Source organism: Mesorhizobium sp. M0227 (assembly GCF_040321855.1).
In the GTDB taxonomy this organism is placed as follows: Bacteria; Pseudomonadota; Alphaproteobacteria; order Rhizobiales; family Rhizobiaceae; genus Mesorhizobium.
In genome coordinates, this window is sequence record NZ_JAMYSJ010000001.1 from 682,612 (window position 1) to 701,073 (window position 18,462).

The window sequence follows — 18,462 nt, forward strand, 5'->3', positions numbered from 1 at the left end:
TTCCGTTACTGCTTGGCTTTTCCATCCACCGCAAGGTGGTTAATTTCTGCGCTGGCTCAGTCGCATTTTTGCCGCGCGGTTGATATACGTCACCAGCTTTGCGAGAGGGAAGTGCAGTTTCATGGCGTTTCGTACATTCAGTGGTCGCTTTTTGGCGGGTCTTGCGCTCACCGGCTTTATGCTTGCCGCCGCCGGCTGCCAATCGGGCGACAATGGCATCCTGAACCTCGGCATAGGCAAGAAGGAGGACCCGACGGCGCCACCGCCGCCCCAGGATCCCAAGATACTGGCCAGCCAGTTGCAGGCCTATTGTCCCAGGGTGACGGTGCGGGACGGCACGGCTTTCTTCAACACCTATTCCAAGGAAGCTCAGAAGCCCAAGCCCAGGATCAAGAAGACCGGCGACGCCGCGCAGGATGCCGCGGCCCAGGCCGAGGCTGACGCCGCTGCTGCAACTCCGCCCGACGAATCGGCCAACATCATCTACCAGGCATCGGTCAGCGACGTGACACGCGACTGCAGCCGTGCCAACGGCCAGCTGACGATGAAGATCGCGGTCGCCGGCAAGATTGTCCCCGGACCGAAGTTTTCTCCAGGCACCATCACCATGCCCATCCGCACGGCTGTGATGCATGGCACCGAGGTCCTCTATTCGCAGATCCACCAGTATCAGGTCCAGGTCACCGATCCTTCGGTCGCCACGCAGTTCGTCTTCACCGATTCCAATATTGTCGTGCCCGAGCCGACGGCGCAGGACTATCAGGCCTTTGCCGGCTATGACGAAACCGCGCATCAGGCAACGGCCGACAAGCCGAAGAAGAAGCAGAGGAAGAGAGCCGCCGCGACGAACTAAGCGGCGAACACAAGACATGGGCGGGCTATGTGAGGCTCTCCGGCCATTCTCTGGCCCCATGGACAACGGCGATGATTTCAACGTCACTGCCGCGCACCCGATAAACAACGATATAGGATGTCCGCGCTATCACAAGCTCGCGGGTTCCGCCCGCTCGTCCCTTGCGTCCGACCATGGGATTTGACGCCAAGAGTTCGTCGGTGCGACCAATCAGATCGGCTGTTAGCCGATACGCCGCAACGGGACTGTCCTGCGCGATAAAATCCTGAATCTGGTCGAGGTCGTCGAGAGCGGCGCTCGTCCATGAAACCTGCATCAGGTGGGGCGGTACTTGTTCAACACCCGCTCGATATCGGCACGGCTGGCAAATTCACCACGGTCGGCCGCTTCAATTCCTGCGTTCACCTTGTCTAAAAACCGCTCCTGCCACTCAAGGGAGTGGCCGTTCTCAAGCGCGTCCGCAACGACTTCCGACGCGGACAGGCTGGACCGCGCCGCGATAGCATCGATGCGGGCCTGTAACTCTGGCGTGATTTCAAGCTCAATCGTCATGACGCAATCATCGCATAGCCATCAGGGTTTTGAAATGAAAACCAGCTCCCAAAATTGCAGTATCGCCTCCTACCACTCTGAAGCACGAGAACGGTAGACCGACCGGGCGAGAAAAGTCCCGCCACGAGGGCGAAATTCAATCGCCCTCAGGCGTCCGACCACTCCGACAGCGCCGCGATCACGCTTTTCAACTCTGCCCAGCGGCGGATCACCGTTTCGGCGCCGGCCTCGGTGAGCGCGTCGGCATGGCCGGGATAGCTGTGGGCGGCTCCGGTGAAGCCGATCACCCGCATGCCCGCCGTCCTTGCGCCGTGAACGCCGTGCACGGAATCCTCGATAACGAAAGTGTTCGCCGGGTTGGCGCTGAGTTTCTCCGCCGCGAACAGGAACACGTCCGGCGCCGGTTTCGTTTTCCCGGTCGGTGTTTCCATCGCCGAAAAAATCCGGTCGGTGAAAAACGGCAGAAGATGCACCTTTTCCAGCATGAATTCGATCCGCTCGGAGCGTGAATTCGAGCAGACGCAGCGCGGCACGCTTACCGCGGCAACGGCCTCGCGCACGCCATCGATGGCGCGGACGTCGCTGCGCAGTTTGCGGTCGACCAATTGTTCCTCCCTGTCGATCAGAGAGGCCTGGAAGGGGATGCGGGACTTTTCCTCGACCCGCAGCATGATGTCCTTGAAGGTCAGGCCGGCATAGCTCTCCGAAATCTCCTCAGCCGATATCTCGTATCCTGCCAAGGTCAAAAGCTCGGCGTCGACGCGGGCGGCGATGATCTCGGAATCGACGAGCACGCCGTCGCAATCGAAGATGACAAGGTCTGGCTGGGGCATGGTGATCCGGACAATAGGAGGGCGAAGTGGCCTCGGAAGGCTCAGGCGGCGCGGCATACACCAACAGGGCCGCCTTCGCAAATTCGCCACACCCGTCCCTTGGCCTTCACGGAATATTTACGCTGATCGGTAACCATAACGGAGAGTAAACAGTAACGCGTGCCTTGGGTGTCAGAATGTCTGCCGTGCGTCTTCTCGACGAGCTATCCCACGCTCCCCAGCAATCCGAATGGCTGGACACGATCCTCAAGGGCGACTGCGTCGCCGCGCTCGACCGGTTGCCCGAAAAATCGATCGACGTCATCTTCGCCGATCCGCCCTACAATCTGCAGCTCGACGGCGACCTGCACCGCCCCGATCAGTCCAAGGTCGACGCCGTCGACGACGACTGGGACCAGTTCGAGAGTTTCGAGGCCTATGACGCTTTCACGCGTGCCTGGCTGCTGGCGGCGCGCCGGGTGCTGAAGCCCAACGGCACCATCTGGGTCATCGGCTCCTATCACAACATCTTCCGGGTCGGCGCCAAGATGCAGGATCTCGGCTTCTGGATCCTTAACGACGTCGTCTGGCGCAAGACCAACCCGATGCCAAATTTCCGTGGCCGCCGCTTCCAGAACGCGCATGAGACGATGATCTGGGCTACGCGCGATCAGAAGGGCAAGGGCTATACCTTCAACTACGAAGCGATGAAGGCGTCCAACGACGACATCCAGATGCGATCCGACTGGCTGTTTCCGATCTGCACCGGCGGCGAGCGGCTGAAGAACGACAATGGCGACAAGCTGCATCCGACGCAGAAACCGGAAGCGCTGCTTGCCCGCATCATGATGGCCTCGACCAAACCGGGCGACATCGTGCTCGATCCCTTCTTCGGCTCAGGCACCACGGGCGCGGTGGCCAAGCGTCTCGGCCGCCATTTCGTCGGCATCGAACGCGAGCAGGCCTATATCGACGCCGCCAACGAGCGCATCGACGCGGTGCGGCCGCTGGAAGAGGCCGACTTGACCGTTCTCACGGGCAAGCGCGCCGAGCCGCGCGTCGCCTTTGTCAGCCTGATCGACACCGGCCTGATGATGCCGGGCGCGACGCTCTACGATGCCAAGAAGCGCTGGGCGGCCAAGGTGCGCGCCGACGGCACGGTGGCGATCGGCGACAGCGCCGGCTCGATCCACAAGATCGGTGCCGAAGTGCAGGGGCTGGACGCCTGCAACGGCTGGACCTTCTGGCATTATGAGCGCAGCGGTGGCCTGACCCCGATCGACGAGCTTCGCCGCATCGCGCGGCTCGGCATGGAGCGGGCAGGGGCCTGATCGGCAGCTCAGGCCTTGTCTTCCTCCAGGATGATTTCGCTGACCTCGCCTTTCGCCATCAGTGAGAGCTGACTGGCAAAACGCGACAGACGCGAATAGTCCGTCCGGAGTCGCACACGCGCGAAGTCACGGGCTTCGATCTCCTCCGCGACCTCGATCCGGACGAACAGGTGACCGACGCCATCCGCCGGGAAAACCGAGATGCTTATCAGGCCGGGCGATCTCAGGACCAGATCCGCGCGTTTAAGCGGATAGGCCTGCAATGACACAATAAATTCGCTTACCTCGTCGGTCGGGAAATAGGCATCGCCACGTCCTCGAAAGTGGCCATGCTCGACACTGGCGTCAAGTATTGACCATTCCGGGTTGAAGGTCAGAACGAGCTTGCCCATTGCCGGTCTCGATCAGGTCGCGATGCCATGCCGCTCAAGGTCTGCTTGAAGCGCCTTTGCATCGGTGAACAGCACCGACTGCCAGCCGGCCGCCTTGGCGCCGTCGACATTCTTCTGGCTGTCGTCGATGAACAGCGTCGCGGCCGGTTCGAGGCCGAAGGCGGCGATGTGATGATCGTAAATGCCGCGATCGGGCTTGATCATGCCGATCTCGCCGGAGATGGTGACGCCGCGCGGACGATTGAGAAAATCGAAGCGCTCGCGGGCTTCGGCCAGCGTGTCGCTGGCGAAGTTGGTCAGCATGGTCACGTCGTGGCCGCTCTCGATCAGGCCGACCATGATGGCGACGCTGTCGTCATAAGCATGCGGCACCATCTCGTGCCAATGGCGGCGGAAACCGCGGATGTTTTCCGCGTGATCGGGATGGTCCGCGATCAGCAGCGCCTCGGCCTCTTCCCAGGTGCGGCCGCGATCCTGCTCGATGTTCCAATCATGCGTGCAGACATTGTCGAAAAACCACTTTCTCTCTTCGGCATCCGGAATGAGGCGGCTGAACGGAATGTTGGGATCGTAGTGGATCAGCACTCTGCCGATGTCGAAAACGATGTGGCGTATTTCAGTCATGGGGCCTCTTTGCACTGTGTGGCGACGGCTTTTTCGTCGCGCCGGGTATCGCAGCCTCGATTGCCTTTTTCATGACAGTCGGCAGCGCCTCGCCGGAAATCTCGTGAGCGAGCGACCAGAAATGCCCGTCTGGCGCATCACCTTTGATGTGAGCGTGAAAGACTTCGAGTTCGAGAGCGAAATGCGTGAAGACATGCGCAATGCGGCCCGCATGCCGCCAGTCGGCGGGAAAGGGCGCGGCCGCTTCCGTGGTTGCCCCATCGATCCGCGCGGTCCAGCCCGTCGTCGGCACCTCGGTCATGCCGCCGAGCAAACCCTTCTCTGCCCGTTTGCGCAGAAGGATGGCGCCGTCGGCCCGCACGGCGACAAAGGCCGCGCCGTGCCGCTGCGGCTTGTCGGCCTTGGGCAGGCGCACCGGGAAGTGCTCGGGATCGCCTGAAACGACCGCGCTGCAGTCTTCGCGCAGCGGGCACAGCATGCAGCGCGGCCGGCGTGGCGTGCAGATGGTGGCGCCGAGATCCATCATCGCTTGGGCGAAGTCGCCAGGCCTTGTCCCGGGCACCATGCGCTCGACATGGGCACGGATCTCGGGCTTGGCTTCGCTGAGCGGGGTTGTGATCGAAAACAGCCGGGAGATGACACGTTCGACATTGCCGTCGACAACGGCGGCGGGGCGATCGAAGGCAATCGCCGTGATGGCCGCCGACGTATAGGCGCCGATGCCGGGCAGTTCTCTCAAACCCGTCTCCGTGTCGGGAAACCGGCCGCCACGCGCGGCCACAAGATCGGCACAGGCCTTGAGATTGCGGGCGCGGGAGTAGTAGCCGAGCCCGGCCCAGGCCTTCATCACGTCCTCGGTGGGCGCCGCGGCCAGCGCTTCGACATCGGGCCATTTCTCGACGAATACCTTGAAATAAGCCTTCACCGCTTCGACGGTGGTCTGCTGCAGCATGACCTCGGAGAGCCAGATGCGGTAGGGATCAGGCCGCACGCCGCGCGCATGCTCAATTGGTGTGATGCGCCACGGCAATTCACGGTGATGCACATCGTACCAGCTGAGCAGGCGGGATGCGATATCGTCGCTGACACCGGATGCAGCTGTGCTGCTATCTCCGGATGTGGCTTTGCCACTATCCCAGGATGCGGTCTTGCGGGTCTGGTCTGCTGGTGCCATTGATCTTGTATTGGCCTGGCCGGTATCTGCTGGGTCGTCGCTGGAGGACGTACATGGCAGGGAGAACGCCCTACGGCAATCCCGTCCCGGTCAGCGATCTCGCGACCAGGATCCTCGATCCGGTGCTGCGCAAGCGGGCCGGCATTTCGATCGGCCTCGTCCAGTCATGGGACGAGATCGCCGGCCCGCGGCTGGCCAGCCATTCGCGCCCCGAAAAAATCCAGTGGCCGCGCCGTATGCATGAGGACGATCCGTTCGAGCCGGCCGTGCTGGTCATTGCCTGCGAAGGCATGGCGGCACTTCATCTGCAGCACGAGACGGGCGAGATCATCAACCGGGTCAACGCCTTCCTCGGCTTCACCGCCATCAATCGCATCAGGATCCTGCAGAAGCCGGTGACAGCCGACAAAGGAAAGCGCAAACCGGCCCTGAGGCCGCTGACGGCGGCTGAGAAGACGAAATTGTCGGGAACTGTCGGCCTGGTCGATAATGATGAACTGCGCGCCTCGCTGGAGAAACTTGGCGCGACCATTATTGGGGAGAGAAAATCATAGGCGTCTCGAAGAAAGTCATGGATTCGTCGTCAATATCTCGCATTCGTGATCGCTCTTGTCAGGTTTCGCGATTGGATTGGGGATCGAGATGCCTTAATTCGCGCCAACTCTCGCCTTTTCGTGCCTTTGCATTGCAAAATCCAACCCTTGTCAGGTGATTCGTATGAACCGTCCCCCGTTCGGCCAAAGCTTGTCTCGCAGAAACCTCCTGTCTTCGCTGGCCGCCATTCCGGCGGTGGCCCTGCTCGCCGCCTGCAGCGACTCTGGCGAGGAGGCGAAGGCCGCGGATGTGAAGCCTGCGGCCCCGGCCGCCCCCGCGAAGCCGGCCACGCCGGCCGCCGCCACCGCGCCGGAAGCCCAGGGCACCGTGGACATGACGGAGCTGATGAAGCCGGGTGCGCTGCCCGACAAGCAGCTTGGCAAGGATGACGCCAAGGTCACCATCGTCGAATACGCCTCGATGACCTGCCCGCACTGCGCGCATTTCGCCGAGACCACCTTTCCGGACCTGAAGACCAAGTACATCGACACCGGCAAGGTCCGCTACATCCTGCGCGAATTCCCGTTCGATCCGAGCGCCGAAGCCGGTTTTATGCTGGCGCGCTGCGCCAAGGATAACTATTACCCCATGGTCGACGTCCTGTTCAGGCAGCAGGCGAACTGGGTTGGCGTTCAGAATACCAAGGATGCGCTGCTGCAAATCTCGAAGCTCGCCGGTTTTACACAGGAGTCCTTCGAGGCCTGCTTGACGGACCAGAAACTTCTGGACGATGTGAGATCGGTCCAGAAGCGCGGCGCCAATGAATTCAAGGTCGACTCGACACCGACCTTCTTCATCAACGGTAAGACCTACAAGGGGGCGATGTCGATTGAGGAAATGTCGGCCATCATCGACCCTCTGCTCTGACGTCCAGTCAGCCCCGAGGCGGCGGCGCTTCGGCGCGCGCGGCTTCTTGTCGTGCCGCGAATTCCTTTCGCAAAATCACGGAAATCCGCTTAGTGGGCGGGGCGAATGAAGTTTTCGCGCCTTCGCCTCCTCGGTTTCAAGTCCTTCGTCGAGCCCGGCGAGTTCGTCATCGAACGCGGCCTGACCGGCATTGTCGGGCCGAATGGCTGCGGCAAGTCGAACCTTGTCGAGGCGCTGCGCTGGGTGATGGGCGAAAGCTCCTACAAGAACATGCGCGCGTCCGGCATGGACGACGTCATCTTTTCCGGCTCGGGCACTCGGCCCGCACGCAACACCGCCGAAGTCACGCTTTTCCTCGACAACAGTGACCGCTCGGCGCCCGCTGCCTTCAACGATGCCGACGAACTGCAGGTGTCGCGCCGCATCGAGCGCGAGGCCGGCTCGCTTTACCGTATCAACGGCAAGGAGGCCCGTGCCAAGGACGTGCAGCTTCTGTTCGCAGACCAGTCAACCGGCGCGCGTTCGCCGTCGATGGTCGGTCAAGGCCGCATTGGCGAACTGATCCAGGCCAAGCCGCAGGCACGCCGCGCGCTGCTCGAAGAGGCGGCAGGCATTTCCGGCCTGCACACCCGCCGCCACGAGGCAGAGCTGCGGCTGAAGGCGGCCGAGCAGAACCTCGAACGACTGGACGACGTCGTCGGCGAGCTGGAAAGCCAGATCGAAAGCCTGAAGCGCCAGGCGCGCCAGGCGTCCCGCTTCAAGAACCTGTCGGCCGATATCCGCAAGGCAGAAGCGACGCTTTTGCATTTGCGCTGGACGCTGGCCAAGACCCAGGAAGGCGAGGCACGTTCGGCGCTGGCGGTTGCGACAGCACTGGTCGGCGACCGCGCCGCCGCCCAGATGGCCGCCGCCAGGGAGCAAGGCATAGGCGCTCATCGCTTGCCGGACCTGCGCGACGCGGAAGCCGCCGCCGCCGCTGCCTTCCAGCGCTTGTCGATCGCCAAGTCGCAGATCGAGGAGGAAGCCGGCCGCATCCGCGCCCGTCAGAGCGAACTCGAGCGCCGGCTGCAGCAGCTCGACGGCGATATCGCACGTGAAGAGCGCATGGTCCGCGACAATGCGGACATTCTCGAGCGCCTTCGCACCGAAGAGGCAGCACTCAATTCGGAAAATGCCGGCGCCGCCGAACGCGAAGCCACCACCCGTGCGGCGTTCGAACAGGCGGCGTCGACGCTTTCGCAAAGCGAAGCCAAGCTCGCCGCGCTGACCGCCGAACGGGCCGAGGCTGCCGCCTCGCGCAACCAGATCGAACGGACGCTGCGCGATACCGCCGAACGCCGCGACCGCTTCGCGCGCCAGCTTGCTGATGTCGACCGGGAATTGTCTGAGATACTCTCCAAGGTCGCCGGCCTGCCCGATCCGGCCGAGAAGCGGGTGCTGGTCGAACAGGCCGTGGCGCTGCTGGAGGAGGCCGAGGCTGCCGTGTCCGAGACCGAGCAGTCGGTCATCGATGCCCGCGCCACGGAAAGTTCTGCCCGGCCACCGCTTCAGGATGCCAGGGCCGAGCTGGCACGGATCGAAACCGAAGCGCGCACGCTGGCCAAAATCCTGAATGCAGCCAGCGGCGATCTCTTCCCAGCCGTGCTGGAGCAGATCAGCGTCGATCGCGGTTTCGAAACGGCGCTGGGTGCGGCCCTTGGCGAAGATCTCGACGTGCCGCTTGACCGCAGCGCGCCGGTGCATTGGGGCGAAAGCGCGATCCAGCCCGGCGACGCGGCTCTGCCGGAAGGCGTCAGAAGCCTGGCCAGCGTGGTCCACGCGCCGGCACAGCTCGCCCGCCGCCTGGCGCAGGTCGGTATCGTCGAATCTAGCGACGGCCGCCGGTTGCAGCCGCTGCTTGCTCCCGGCCAGCGGCTGGTCAGCCGTGAAGGCGCGCTCTGGCGTTGGGATGGCTTTACCGCCAGCGCCGATGCGCCGACCGCCGCAGCACAACGGCTGGCGCAGAAGAACCGGCTGGCTGAGCTCGATGCCGAGGCGATACAGGCGACGCTCGTCCTGCGCCAGGCCGAGGAGGCGCTGGGAGAGGCTGAACAGGCGCTGCGCCTGGCAAGCGAGGCCGAGCGCAACACGCGCCAGGCCGGTCGTGACGCCCAGCATCGGCTGGACGCTGCCCGCAATGCGCTGGCCGAAGCCGAGAGAGCCGGCGGCGAATTGCAGAGCCGGCGCGCAGCACTCGATGAAGCGCGCGCCCGCATCGTCGACAGCCATGAGGAGATTTCGGCCGCCTTCGCCGAGGCCGAAATGCTGCTGCAGGACGCGCCCGATCTTGGCGATCTGCAATTGCAGCTCGAACAGTCCTCGACCAATGTCGCCCGCGACCGCGCCGCGCTTGCCGATGCGCGTGCGGTGCATGAGGGGCTGCGGCGCGAAGCCGAGGCGCGCGCGCGCCGGCTCGATGCCATTGGCGCCGAGCGCAGCAATTGGCTGGAGCGGGCCGAAAACGCCTCGACGCAGATCGCATCGCTCGGCGAACGCAAGGCCGAGGCCGAGGCCGAACGCGAGCGGCTGGCCGATGCTCCCGATGAAATCGACGCCAAGCGGCGTGCCTTGCTGTCGCAGCTCACCGAGGCCGAGAGCTTGCGCAAGGCGGCGGCCGACCGTCTGCAGGAAGCGGAGAACCGGCAATCCGAACTGGACAAGGCCGCCACCGGCGCCATCCAGTTCCTGGCCGAGGCGCGCGAGACTCGCGTTCGCGCCGAAGAGCGGCTGACCGCGGCCGACGAACGCCGGCTGGAGGTCGAGGCGCGCATCCAGGAGACGCTGAACACACCACCGCATCTGGTTATTCGCCATACCGGTCTTGAGGCTGACAGCCCGATCCCTGAGATGGCCGAGATCGAGCGTCAGCTGGACCGGCTGAAGATCGAGCGCGAACGGCTCGGCGCCGTCAACCTGCGCGCCGAAGAAGAGCAGAAGGAGCTATCCGACCGGCTGGAAGCGATCGTGTCGGAGCGCGAGGACATCATCGAGGCGATCCGCAAGTTGCGGCAGGCGATCCAGAGCCTCAACCGCGAAGGTCGTGAGCGGTTACTTGCCGCCTTCGACGTCGTCAACGGCCATTTCCAGCGGCTGTTCTCGCATCTGTTTGGCGGCGGCACGGCGGAATTGCAGCTGATCGAATCCGACGATCCGCTCGAGGCCGGTCTCGAAATCCTTGCCCGCCCGCCCGGCAAGAAGCCACAGACCATGACGCTGCTGTCCGGTGGCGAGCAGGCGTTGACGGCGATGTCGCTGATCTTCGCGGTGTTCCTGACCAATCCGGCGCCGATCTGCGTGCTCGATGAAGTCGACGCGCCGCTCGACGACCACAATGTCGAGCGCTTCTGCAACCTGATGGACGAGATGGCCGCCACCACCGAGACGCGCTTCGTCATCATCACCCACAATCCCATCACCATGGCGCGCATGAACCGGCTGTTCGGCGTGACCATGGCCGAGCAGGGCGTCAGTCAGCTGGTGTCGGTCGACCTGCAGGCGGCCGAAGCGATGCGCGAGGCAAGCTGATCCCGTTGGCGCTGCCAGCGAATGGGTCGCTCTGGAGCGATTCCAAGAAAATCTCTAAGGGCTTTTCGCGCGGAATTGCTCAAAGACAAATGGTCAGAGCGTCGGATTGTGTTTGTGCGAATGCAGTTTGGCCGAAGCCCAGACGAAATAGAGTGATCCCAATTTCAGCACAGGCACCCTGCGATCCCGTTCGCGATCACGCAGTTCGCGGTAGGTCTTCACCTTCAGTGTGCCCCCCGGCAATCTGATTCGCAAAGCCATGATGCATAGAGCTTACGTGCCTTCTCCAGTCGATGGAAGGGTCATTTCAAGCTCCTTGTCAGTATTCGAGCTCTTGGAGGGTCGATCAGGAATTGTACTGGGCCACCAGATGACGAAATTTGCCATACTGCCAGACCGGGACTTCGCCCTTGTGCTCCCGCCGCCGCAACTCATGACGTTGCTTGACCTTCAACACACCACCCGGAAGCCTGATCTTGATCGTCATCGTCCCTCAATACTGATGGCGCGCTTCCTGGGTGCCGCGCCCGAAGATTCATCTGTCCGGCCAAGGTAGAAAAATCGCCCACTCTCGGATCGGATCGTTGCAATCCCATTTCGCCGAGTCAATGGAGCCGAGGGCGAACTCCTGTGGCTATCGGCGCCGGTGCACATAAGGCTTGAGAACAGGGTCAACCTCTGCGCCGCAAGATCCAGTTCACACAGATCACGGCCACGAGGCCACATGCGATGCCGGCGCAATCGGCAACCCAGTCGAACACATCCAGATCACGTCGTATCAGCGCCGTGCCCTGAAGGACCTCGATCGCCGCTCCAACCATGGCGAGGAAGACGATCAGCCTTGTCTTGCGATCGGGCCAGCCGAGCCCTCCAAGGAAAGTCATGACGGCAAAGGCGCTGGCGTGGTTCAGCTTGTCGGACCGGAAACCGATATCGATCCCATACTCCTCGAGTCGGGGTATAGGCAGCAATGCAAGGGCAACAACAGCGATAAGCGTGCCGAAAAAAGCGATCCGTTCGGCGGCTGGATAGAATCTCATTCTGTTCCAATCTGTGCCTGGCCGTCGCGAAGGTCGAATCCGGCTCGGTATTGGCGGTTCAGGCTGAAACTCAGATCGACGGCGTTGTCTTTCAAAGCCGCAATTTTTGCTTGAGCCTTTTCAGCCAGGTCTGTTCCGCCTCATCCTGGTTTTGATGCGCCGGGACGTAGCGTGGCCGTATCTTTTTTCCTTTGATGTAGAATGGCTTTTCGACTTCTCCAACCAGGTTGACGAAAAGCCGGGATTTGTTGGTGGGTTGGCGGACTGTTACGCCGTGGACCGATTCAATCGAATTGATGAACAATACAAGAATGTTCTTGTCGTATTTAACTGTTTCGATGCATTCCAAATGGGTGTCGTCGACATAGGCATCATTGAAGAGTGTCGCTTTGGCTTTCAGTGTGGCGTATTTGGACTTGAAACGACTAATTGTCAGGTCCCCGCCAACGGCATCATAATCTTCCGGCCTCATATAAAACAGGCCAGAAAATAGCTTGTCGCCATTGTCGATGTGGCTTGTCCGCACCGATCCGGCATCGGTTACCGGCGTGTTCCCGCTGAGCATCGCATCCATCAGTATGTCGCGCGTTGCATAGGTGTCACTAAACCTGATGCCCGCTTTCATATTCTTGAGGCGTTCATAATTGGGGTAATAATCAGGGTAAAGCTTGTGAATATCGTCGTAGAACAGTTCGGCGATCTCGGTGAAAAATGCTTGAGATACATGGTAGGCGATAAAATCGCGCCATATTTGCGGCACAGCTTCGTTCGACCGAATGCGGTGGGCCTCATAGTCCCATCTGGTGTTGTTGCGGCGCGTATCGATTTCGAGCGCTTCCGGAGCGGGAAACGTGTCGGCCAACTCCTGGTAGAGATCGAGGGGAAGGGCGTCGCGCAGGATGATGTGTGGAAACGGCTCCGATCGAACGTCGGCCCTAGTGGCACGTTGAAGGACTGAAAGCGGCTTTGACATCGATGGTGTCCCAGATCGAGTTTGCCTGAGTTGGATTCAGAGGATCGTGTTCAACCTGTTCGGGCTGCCGCCTTTCAACGGATCCTTGGTTGCGTTCAAAGATTGGAGCCCTGAAAAGGGCTCCGCATGGGCTTTCACCATTTCGCTCATTAGAATATCCGCGCCGGTCATCAGGGGGATCAAGGTTTCCGCGAATGTGTATGTTTTGATGCCGTAAAGCCACTTCAGGTAGAGAAGGGCAGCTGACGTGCCGGAGACGCACCCAACAATGTTCATCCGGGATACGACAAGCTCTATCGGATATATGTGTGGGAGGCTCGCCTCCATGATCCTGGTGCTGGCGTCGGCCGTCACATTGCCGACCGTATCCAGCAATTCGGGGAAGAAGGGCGTGCTTATTCTTGGATGTTCCTTCCAGACGACATCGTATCCCCTCTCGACGATCTGCTCCGCAATTCGTCTATAGATCGCCGCCTCTTGCGCGTACGACATTATGCCGTTTCGCGACAATGCTTGGCCGAGCAGCAGGATCCGTGGGTTGGCTGACGCACGGCAATGTTTGCCGCCGGAAAGCGCATCCCTGCAGGCTTCATCTATTACGTCGCGCATCAGCGAAGCGCCGACCTGAAATCTTGGTACGTTCTCCAGAGCATCGTGAATGGGGATTTCGTGAAGCAAAGAATAAAACTTTGTCACCCGCCTCAGATGGTGTCTTTCTATCTTGTCGGCCGCTTTCCTCAGTCGGAACGCCGGTGAAATTGTAGAGAGTCCTGCAATCAAGGCTCCGGTGATGCGCCGTCTAAACCTGGTGCCTGGCGGCTGTGACATGGTTGACATTTCGAATGGAAGGTATGACGTCAAGCCATCCTCATACAAAATGATCTTGGCTTCCGGGTATGAGTCCAGCAGTATTTTTTCCGATGGCCGGTTAACGAAGCAGGCCCAGATTTCAGCTGCGGAACTCACTTCAAGACCTATCGTGGCTCGGATCTGATGATGGATCCGGAAAATTTGCAGTTGCCCATATTTACGCTCGGACGTCAGAAGGTCGTACGCCCATATGATCCGTCTCCAGGTCCATACTGCAGACGCAAGTTCAGCAAGACCGGTCTTGAAATGCTCGGAAACGCCGGCCGTTTCATAGAGCAGAAGGTAATCCTCATGCTCCTCATCCGCCGGGGAGCTTCCATCCATTGTTGATTGGCGAAGTGAGGCAACCAGGCTGAGCAATTGCCAGCTGCCAAAGACGCAGCATATTCGAGCTGGCAATTTAAGATCTCCAGATTGGATGGAAATAACGCTGCATGTTCCGCGATCTCAACGCAAAATTGCTTCATATCCGACAGGCGGTGTGGCTTGGGGCGTCCCACCCGCTTCATAATACTGCCTATCGCGTCAGCAGGAAATATCTCGCAGATGTCGGTTCTAACGTTCGAGACAGGCTGGAGTTCCGCACAATAGGCAGGCGAATTTACTCCAACTGAGCGGCAGAGACCTGTTGAGATCCGGCATAACATCAGGCGGCGGCAAACCGCTCATGCGGGTCGTCTTGCTGCCTCGGTTCCCCGTCGGCACCAAGAGCGCAATTCTCCCGGTTTTCGGGAAGGTCGTTGCCCGGGAAAGCGGGTTTCACTTCCATCAGTCAAAAGTAAGCTCCAGCCATGAACCGGAGCTTGATGATGACAGAGGCGGAAACCAGAAAGTTTCACCCGCTTGATGTGCCAACCGGTCCGGTGCGGTGGCCCGGAATCCCGGCCGACCTGCCAAGGCATGGGGCGTGTGGCCGCACCTGCGCATCATGCCCGATGCGAAGCCCGCACTGCTCCTCGGATGCCCTTGATGCCGACGCTTCGGCGCAACTTTCCCGGTGAGCAGGCGAAGGGCGACGCCGAAAATGCGCCACCCTGTCGGAGGGATTGCCCGCGATCAGGCGGCGAGCCAGGCCCGGGTGAAATCCTGCTCATAGGCCTGATGCATCTGGTAACCCATCAAGGCAGGTTTCATATGGCAGAACAGCTTTCGCCAGTGGGCTGAACGATGATGCCGGAATCCTGCAGCATGACCTGCAGTTCCTTCATCACCGCACGGCGCTGCTCCGGATCGGCGATGGCGTTGGCCTTGTGGACCTTGGCATCGAAGTCGGGATCGGCGAACCCTGTCTCGTTCCATGCCGAACCGGTCTGGTAGGCAAGCGCATAGGTCTGGATGCCGAGCGGTCGGGCGTTCCAATTGGTGGTCGCGAAGGGATACTTCGTCCAGTCGTTCCAGAATGCCGATTCCGGGATGACGGTGCGTTTCACCTTGAAGCCCGCGTCGCGCATCTGCTGGGCGACGGCATCGGAGCTTTCCTTGCGGTAATCGGCTTCGACCGAGATCAGATCAAACTCGAAATCGAGCTGGCCGGCTTCCTCGAGCAATGCCCTGGCCCGGACCGGATCACGTTTGATCGGCGGCAGGTCGGCGTGTTCGGGATGCATCGGTCCGACATGATCGTTCTGCGCGACGATACCCATGCCGTCGGCGCCCAGTTGCAGCACCGCTTCGTTGTCGACCGCAAGCTGTATGGCGTTGCGCACGCGCTTGTCGTCATAAGGTTTGGCGTTGACGTTGCAGCGCGAGACCAGGGTGGCGGCAGTGACGATCTCGCTTTTCTTCAGGCCCAGCCTGTCGAGCATGGCGACGTCATAGGACTGCGTCTGCCCATTCAGGTCGATCTCACCGGATTCGAAGGCGGAGACGGTGGCGGCCGAGTCGGTGCCGTAATCGGTCCAGTCGATGCCGTCGAGGAACACCTCGCCGCCCCACCACGACCCGTCCGGCCGCTTGCGCACCGAGGCAGCAACGCCGACATCGAGTCTTTTAAGTTCGAACGGGCCCGTGGAAACGGGGTTGGCCGACAGGGGCGCAGCCTTCGGATTGAAGGTGTGGTGGACGATCAATGCCGGGTAGTCGGTCATCGCGGGGATGATGGTGATGTCGGGCTGAGACAGTTTCAGGACCACGGTGTGGCCGTCGCGAACCTCGATGGCACCAGTGCGCGCCACCTTGGTATCGGGATCGATCAGCGCGGTCATGCGCCCGGCCATCGAGTTGCCGGCGGCATCCTTCTCGCACCAGCGCGTGATGTTGAAGGCGACATCCGTGGCGTTGAAATCGTCGCCGTTCGACCATTTCACGCCTGGACGCACCTTGAGCACATATTCCGTCGCGTCCGCATTGATCTCCCAGCTCTGCAGCAGCACCGGCTCGAAGGTGAAATCCGGCTTCCAGCGCACCAGCGGCTCGAGAAACTGCATGGCGATGTTGCCCATCTGCGAAACCTTGAACTTGCGCGGGTCTTCCAGCTCCATCACCTGCATGGCAACACGCAGCACGCCGCCCTTCCTGGGTTGGGCGGCTTCCTCGGCCAGCGCCGGGACCGGCTGACCGATGAGCCCATAGGCAATCGCCGTGCTGGCGCCGAAGGCGCTGGCCAGCGCCAGGAACTCGCGGCGGCCAAGCGCGCCGCTCTTCGCGCCTTTCGCAAATGTGCCGATCGCGGGATGAAGAGGTCTGGATGTCATATCGGTTCTCCCATTGTTGATTTTACGCCCAAATTCGGTGGAATGCCCTTGCCGCGTCGTTGCTGGTCGCTGTTTTCTACAGGACGCAGCCGATGGCGGCGGGGCCGCGACGGCGAGGGAAAGGCAAGATGAATCTTCTGACGGCGATGCGGGTGTTCGATCGGGTCTGCCTGCTGGGCAGCCTGTCGGCGGCGGCGCGCGATCTCAACATGTCGACGACGGCGGTCAGCCGCACCATCAAGGAACTGGAAGACGACCTCGGCGTCCGGCTCATCAATCGCACCACAAGGCGTCTTAGCCTCACCGAGGCGGGCCGCGACTATGCTCCGCGTGCGCGCAGCCTGCTCGACGACATTTCCGAACTGCAGGATTCGACGCGCGGCCTGCACAAGGAGACGCGGGGCCTGATCCGGGTTTCCTGCTCCAATGTTCTGGGCCACACGCGCATAACCAAGCTGGTGCCGAAATTCCTCGAAGAAAACCCGCTCACCACGATCGAGTTCGACCTCACCGCGCGTTATGTCGTCGGCATTGTCGAGGAAGGCTACGATGTCGCCATCCGCTTCGGCGGTCAGGCGGATTCCGCCCTGATTGCCCGCCGGCTTGGTGAAGTCCGCAACTATGTCTGCGCCACGCCCGATTATTGGGATGCAAACGGCCGTCCGGTCCACCCGGATGAGCTGGCAAGCCATTCCTGCGTGCTGAGCAATTTCGCCAAGCGCCTTGGCACGTGGCCATTTATCGGACCCGACGGCCCTTTCGATGCGGCTGTCGGCGGGCGCATCTCGACCAACAGCGTCGAGGCTGCCTACCAGATGACCACCGCCGGTTTCGGCATCGGCAACCTGCCCAGCCTGCTGGTCGACGCTGCGATCAGGGACGGCCGGCTGGAAGTGCAACTGGATGAGTTTCGCCCTGGCTCCAGCCCGATCTACGCGCTCTATCCGCACCGCACCTATATTGCGGCCAAGGTGCGCGCGTTCGTCGACTTCCTGATCCGCGAACTGTCGGCCGACTTCACCGCCTGAAATGCTGCGCGATTGCCCATGGCCAACGCCGTCAGGGGCCAGGCGCTACCCCCAGGCCCCCTCTGCCCCCGTCGCCCGACGCGGCGTCATTTCCACCAGGCGGTGGTGTCGTACATCGGCCCCGGCTCCTCGAAGAGCTTTTCGTATTTGCACAGTGCCGGCGTCTTGCCGAGCGGCACCGAAACACCGTCCCTGAACGCCCATTCGCCACGTTGCGTCGTATCGGCCCGCACATAGCTGGACAGCGCAAAGGCCCGGTCGTGCTGCGATTTGTTGGGCGAGGAGCCGTGCACGGTAAGCAGCCCCCATAAAGCAAGGTCGCCCGGCTCCAGCACCAGCGGAACGATGGTCGCCGGGTCGATGCCGACCTTGCGCAACTCTTCTTCGGCGGTCAGGCCCTTCATCAGTTCGCCGGTTCCCTCGTCCGACAGGCCGAGATAGCCGAGCTTGTGGCTGCCGGGCACGACCTGGAGGCAGCCATTGTCCAGCGTCGCCCGATCGACCGCGAGGCCTGTTGTCACGGTGGCGTCGGCGACATTGTCGAAGGCGGCCTGGTTACGGAAGCGCAGATCCTGGTGGAAGCGATAACCCGTGACATTGGCGCCGGGCGGCTTCCAGTGCAGCTGTTGGGCGATCTGCCTTATGTCACGGCCGATCAGGCCCTCGAGCAGCTTCAGATAGTCGGGATTGCGGCGGAATGCTTCGAAATAGGAATTGATCCAGGAAAACCAGTAAGCCTGCAGCACATAGCGTTGGCCAAAGTCCGATTCAGGCAGGATCTGGAAATTCAGGTTGCCGTTCCGGAAGGTGGCGTGATGCTTGAGGCCTTCGGCATAGACCGCATCGGTTTCCTTCTTCAGCCGGATCATCTCGTCGCCGTCGACGAATTGTCGAACGACCGCGTATCCTTCCTCGCGGTACTGCTCCACCGCCTCGCGTGCCTGCCTGTCCGTCAGCATGTCCGTGACAACCCCCGTCTGTGATCTGTGTCGATCGTAACGAAGGGGTTGCCGGCGATAAGCCATGGATTTTGGCATCGACTTTCCCGATTATCGGGAAATTGAGCGGGGCGTCAAAGGGGCATTGGTCGCAATC

Annotated in this window: 17 protein-coding genes and 1 pseudogene; 6 read left to right on the forward strand and 12 right to left on the reverse strand. The window is 61.4% G+C overall.

Features of this window, described 5'->3' with window-relative positions:
- Positions 1–121: 121 nt before the first annotated feature.
- Positions 122–853, forward strand: a complete 732-nt coding sequence (locus tag NKJ00_RS03105; protein WP_023808589.1) for a hypothetical protein — start codon at positions 122–124, stop codon at positions 851–853.
- 25 nt (positions 854–878) lie between these two features.
- Here NKJ00_RS03105 and NKJ00_RS03110 read toward each other — a convergent pair whose 3' ends face one another.
- From NKJ00_RS03110 to NKJ00_RS03120, 3 genes are all read right to left on the reverse strand, one after another.
- Positions 879–1,169 carry a type II toxin-antitoxin system RelE/ParE family toxin gene (locus NKJ00_RS03110; RefSeq protein WP_023808588.1) on the reverse strand — a complete coding sequence of 97 codons (291 nt, stop codon included), beginning with the start codon at positions 1,167–1,169 and terminating at the stop codon, positions 879–881.
- Complete coding sequence (locus NKJ00_RS03115) at positions 1,169–1,405, reverse strand: transcriptional regulator (RefSeq protein WP_023808587.1); 237 nt, start codon at positions 1,403–1,405, stop codon at positions 1,169–1,171. The genes NKJ00_RS03110 and NKJ00_RS03115 overlap by 1 nt, the downstream gene beginning before the upstream one ends.
- Before the next feature lie 146 nt (positions 1,406–1,551).
- Positions 1,552–2,238, reverse strand: coding sequence for an HAD family hydrolase (locus tag NKJ00_RS03120; protein ID WP_023808586.1), 687 nt, complete (start codon positions 2,236–2,238; stop codon positions 1,552–1,554).
- Between the two features lie 176 nt (positions 2,239–2,414).
- On the opposite strand from NKJ00_RS03120, the gene NKJ00_RS03125 reads away from it, so the two are divergent.
- Positions 2,415–3,548, forward strand: a complete 1,134-nt coding sequence (locus NKJ00_RS03125) for a site-specific DNA-methyltransferase (protein ID WP_023808585.1) — start codon at positions 2,415–2,417, stop codon at positions 3,546–3,548.
- 8 nt (positions 3,549–3,556) lie between these two features.
- On the opposite strand, the gene NKJ00_RS03130 is transcribed toward NKJ00_RS03125, so the two are convergent.
- Genes NKJ00_RS03130 through mutY form a run of 3 tightly spaced genes read right to left on the reverse strand, consistent with a single transcriptional unit; the run spans position 3,557 to position 5,738 of the window.
- Positions 3,557–3,940, reverse strand: a complete 384-nt coding sequence (locus NKJ00_RS03130; RefSeq protein WP_023808584.1) for a WapI family immunity protein — start codon at positions 3,938–3,940, stop codon at positions 3,557–3,559.
- 12 nt (positions 3,941–3,952) lie between these two features.
- Positions 3,953–4,564 carry an HAD family hydrolase gene (locus NKJ00_RS03135; RefSeq protein WP_023808583.1) on the reverse strand — a complete coding sequence of 204 codons (612 nt, stop codon included), beginning with the start codon at positions 4,562–4,564 and terminating at the stop codon, positions 3,953–3,955.
- Complete coding sequence (gene mutY, locus NKJ00_RS03140) at positions 4,557–5,738, reverse strand: A/G-specific adenine glycosylase (RefSeq protein WP_352628650.1); 1,182 nt, start codon at positions 5,736–5,738, stop codon at positions 4,557–4,559. The genes NKJ00_RS03135 and mutY overlap by 8 nt, the downstream gene beginning before the upstream one ends.
- Positions 5,739–5,791: 53 nt before the next feature.
- Between mutY and NKJ00_RS03145 the strand changes: the two genes are divergently transcribed.
- The 3 genes from NKJ00_RS03145 to smc all read left to right on the forward strand — a co-directional run bounded on the left by NKJ00_RS03145 (position 5,792) and on the right by smc (position 10,763).
- Positions 5,792–6,292: a DUF721 domain-containing protein gene (locus tag NKJ00_RS03145; protein WP_127290824.1), complete on the forward strand. Its 501-nt coding sequence runs from the start codon at positions 5,792–5,794 to the stop codon at positions 6,290–6,292.
- A 163-nt stretch (positions 6,293–6,455) separates the two neighbouring features.
- Positions 6,456–7,199: a DsbA family protein gene (locus NKJ00_RS03150; RefSeq protein WP_128302501.1), complete on the forward strand. Its 744-nt coding sequence runs from the start codon at positions 6,456–6,458 to the stop codon at positions 7,197–7,199.
- A gap of 105 nt (positions 7,200–7,304) precedes the next feature.
- Positions 7,305–10,763 (forward strand): chromosome segregation protein SMC, encoded by a 3,459-nt coding sequence (smc, locus tag NKJ00_RS03155; RefSeq protein WP_352628652.1) that lies wholly within the window; start codon positions 7,305–7,307, stop codon positions 10,761–10,763.
- 346 nt (positions 10,764–11,109) lie between these two features.
- Here smc and NKJ00_RS03160 read toward each other — a convergent pair whose 3' ends face one another.
- The 5 genes and pseudogenes from NKJ00_RS03160 to NKJ00_RS03180 all read right to left on the reverse strand — a co-directional run bounded on the left by NKJ00_RS03160 (position 11,110) and on the right by NKJ00_RS03180 (position 16,339).
- Positions 11,110–11,250 (reverse strand): hypothetical protein, encoded by a 141-nt coding sequence (locus NKJ00_RS03160; protein ID WP_352628655.1) that lies wholly within the window; start codon positions 11,248–11,250, stop codon positions 11,110–11,112.
- A 184-nt stretch (positions 11,251–11,434) separates the two neighbouring features.
- Positions 11,435–11,803, reverse strand: coding sequence for a VanZ family protein (locus tag NKJ00_RS03165; RefSeq protein WP_352550807.1), 369 nt, complete (start codon positions 11,801–11,803; stop codon positions 11,435–11,437).
- A 91-nt stretch (positions 11,804–11,894) separates the two neighbouring features.
- Entirely contained in the window at positions 11,895–12,776 is an 882-nt protein-coding gene (locus tag NKJ00_RS03170) for a hypothetical protein (RefSeq protein WP_352628657.1), read from the reverse strand.
- 36 nt (positions 12,777–12,812) lie between these two features.
- Entirely contained in the window at positions 12,813–14,045 is a 1,233-nt protein-coding gene (locus NKJ00_RS03175) for a polysialyltransferase family glycosyltransferase (RefSeq protein ID WP_352628659.1), read from the reverse strand.
- Positions 14,046–14,702: 657 nt separating this feature from the next.
- Positions 14,703–16,339: pseudogene (locus NKJ00_RS03180) on the reverse strand (ABC transporter substrate-binding protein).
- Between the two features lie 128 nt (positions 16,340–16,467).
- Here NKJ00_RS03180 and NKJ00_RS03185 point away from each other — a divergent pair.
- A complete protein-coding gene (locus tag NKJ00_RS03185; RefSeq protein ID WP_127290810.1) occupies positions 16,468–17,367 on the forward strand; it encodes a LysR family transcriptional regulator in 900 nt (299 codons plus the stop codon).
- Between the two features lie 86 nt (positions 17,368–17,453).
- Here the strand turns inward: NKJ00_RS03185 and NKJ00_RS03190 are convergent, their stop codons facing one another.
- Positions 17,454–18,326, reverse strand: a complete 873-nt coding sequence (locus NKJ00_RS03190) for a phytanoyl-CoA dioxygenase family protein (protein ID WP_352550799.1) — start codon at positions 18,324–18,326, stop codon at positions 17,454–17,456.
- Positions 18,327–18,462 lie beyond the last annotated feature (136 nt).

Excerpts from the sequence above, each read along its gene's own strand:
- NKJ00_RS03185 (WP_127290810.1), top strand. The coding sequence starts at position 16,468 with ATGAATCTTCTGACGGCGATGCGGGTGTTCGATCGGGTCTGCCTGCTG.
- NKJ00_RS03105 (WP_023808589.1), top strand. The coding sequence starts at position 122 with ATGGCGTTTCGTACATTCAGTGGTCGCTTTTTGGCGGGTCTTGCGCTC.
- NKJ00_RS03145 (WP_127290824.1), top strand. The coding sequence starts at position 5,792 with ATGGCAGGGAGAACGCCCTACGGCAATCCCGTCCCGGTCAGCGATCTC.
- smc (WP_352628652.1), top strand. The coding sequence starts at position 7,305 with ATGAAGTTTTCGCGCCTTCGCCTCCTCGGTTTCAAGTCCTTCGTCGAG.
- NKJ00_RS03170 (WP_352628657.1), bottom strand. The coding sequence starts at position 12,776 with ATGTCAAAGCCGCTTTCAGTCCTTCAACGTGCCACTAGGGCCGACGTT.
- NKJ00_RS03160 (WP_352628655.1), bottom strand. The coding sequence starts at position 11,250 with ATGACGATCAAGATCAGGCTTCCGGGTGGTGTGTTGAAGGTCAAGCAA.
- NKJ00_RS03125 (WP_023808585.1), top strand. The coding sequence starts at position 2,415 with ATGTCTGCCGTGCGTCTTCTCGACGAGCTATCCCACGCTCCCCAGCAA.
- NKJ00_RS03165 (WP_352550807.1), bottom strand. The coding sequence starts at position 11,803 with ATGAGATTCTATCCAGCCGCCGAACGGATCGCTTTTTTCGGCACGCTT.
- NKJ00_RS03115 (WP_023808587.1), bottom strand. The coding sequence starts at position 1,405 with ATGACGATTGAGCTTGAAATCACGCCAGAGTTACAGGCCCGCATCGAT.
- NKJ00_RS03130 (WP_023808584.1), bottom strand. The coding sequence starts at position 3,940 with ATGGGCAAGCTCGTTCTGACCTTCAACCCGGAATGGTCAATACTTGAC.
- NKJ00_RS03110 (WP_023808588.1), bottom strand. The coding sequence starts at position 1,169 with ATGCAGGTTTCATGGACGAGCGCCGCTCTCGACGACCTCGACCAGATT.
- mutY (WP_352628650.1), bottom strand. The coding sequence starts at position 5,738 with ATGGCACCAGCAGACCAGACCCGCAAGACCGCATCCTGGGATAGTGGC.
- NKJ00_RS03135 (WP_023808583.1), bottom strand. The coding sequence starts at position 4,564 with ATGACTGAAATACGCCACATCGTTTTCGACATCGGCAGAGTGCTGATC.
- NKJ00_RS03190 (WP_352550799.1), bottom strand. The coding sequence starts at position 18,326 with ATGCTGACGGACAGGCAGGCACGCGAGGCGGTGGAGCAGTACCGCGAG.
- NKJ00_RS03150 (WP_128302501.1), top strand. The coding sequence starts at position 6,456 with ATGAACCGTCCCCCGTTCGGCCAAAGCTTGTCTCGCAGAAACCTCCTG.
- NKJ00_RS03120 (WP_023808586.1), bottom strand. The coding sequence starts at position 2,238 with ATGCCCCAGCCAGACCTTGTCATCTTCGATTGCGACGGCGTGCTCGTC.